The following is a 1,087-nucleotide window of genomic DNA, read 5'->3' on the forward strand; positions in this document are numbered from 1 at the left end:
CCCGCCGTAACGTGCCCAGTAGACGAGGCTGCCGGGGCCGATCTCGCCAGTGCCGTGCGTCTTCAAAAACCGATCCGCAAGGCGGGGGCGGTGGAACGGAAACTGCCGCCACACCTGATCGGTGTAGCCCGTGCCGGGCGCGTGGCCGTCGCCGGGCTGCACGCCAAGGGCGTACATCCAAGCAAGGCCAACATCGTGACACTCGCCCGGGAATGCGCCGTCAACGTCGATGCGCTGCCCGAGAAGCGGACCGTACCATGCTGCGAGATCGGGCATGTCACAGCTCCACGATCTGCCACGCGATCCGGCACCCGGACGGACTGCTATTCATGACCTGCATATAGCGGAGCGTGAGGGTCGTCGAGGCGGGGCCGCGCTCGACACGATCCAGCGAGACCATCGCGAAAGTGCCCGCGTCGTTGGCGAGGGTGACCATCATAGTCTCGTCGGCGGCGAGCACAGTCGGGATGACTGCGGTGATCGTGCGCAGGTGGATACCGCCCTGAAAGTTATCTGACCATGCGGCGGCCGGGGCGGTGTGGGTGCCCTGGTGTCTGCGCCACGTCCCATCGGGGGCGGGCGACCACAGCGCACGCGATCCAGTGGTGTCCTTCCAGCGTGATCCGGGCGGGGCCGGGTAGAGCGCCTGCCGCTTCGCGGGCGGCCCCGCGAAGTAGGCCAGCGCTTCGGAGATCGCCTCCATGCCGAGGTTGAGGAGCGAGGAGAAATCGGCCTCGGCGTCGTCTTCGCCGTAGTGGTAGACGCCGCGAGCGTCGAGGGTGCCGGTTGCCATGATGTGCCTTTCTAGGGGTGGGTGGTGATATCGGAGAGGGTGACCCTCATGCGGGTGGCGGGGTACTCCCATGTGACGGACTCGACCGTCGCTGAGGCGGGCTGGTCGCCTGCGATGACTTCGATGAGCTGCCAGGGGCGGAGACCGTAGAGGGCAAGTGCGGTCGCGGTCGCGGAGCGTGCCCGCTGTCGTGCTCGCGTGAGGAGGTGCGCCGCTGCGGATGGGCCAGGTGTCGGGCCGTCTCGCTGCTCATGGACCGTGCGGGCCTGCCCGAAGCTCGCGTCGATGATGTAC

The 1,087-nt window shown here is 67.7% G+C and carries 3 protein-coding genes; all 3 read right to left on the reverse strand.

Going from position 1 to position 1,087, the window contains the following annotated elements:
- Positions 1–276: hypothetical protein (locus H629_RS14335; protein ID WP_036085291.1), on the reverse strand; the 276-nt coding region annotated here is incomplete at its 3' end.
- Position 277: 1 nt separating this feature from the next.
- Positions 278–793: a hypothetical protein gene (locus tag H629_RS0113820; RefSeq protein ID WP_024357815.1), complete on the reverse strand. Its 516-nt coding sequence runs from the start codon at positions 791–793 to the stop codon at positions 278–280.
- 11 nt (positions 794–804) lie between these two features.
- Positions 805–1,087 (reverse strand): hypothetical protein (locus tag H629_RS15605; protein ID WP_036085294.1); only part of this gene is annotated, 283 nt, incomplete at its 5' end.

The sequence above is a fragment of the Leucobacter chironomi DSM 19883 genome (assembly GCF_000421845.1).
Classification (GTDB): Bacteria; Actinomycetota; Actinomycetes; order Actinomycetales; family Microbacteriaceae; genus Leucobacter; species Leucobacter chironomi.

Excerpts from the sequence above, each read along its gene's own strand:
- H629_RS0113820 (WP_024357815.1), bottom strand. The coding sequence starts at position 793 with ATGGCAACCGGCACCCTCGACGCTCGCGGCGTCTACCACTACGGCGAA.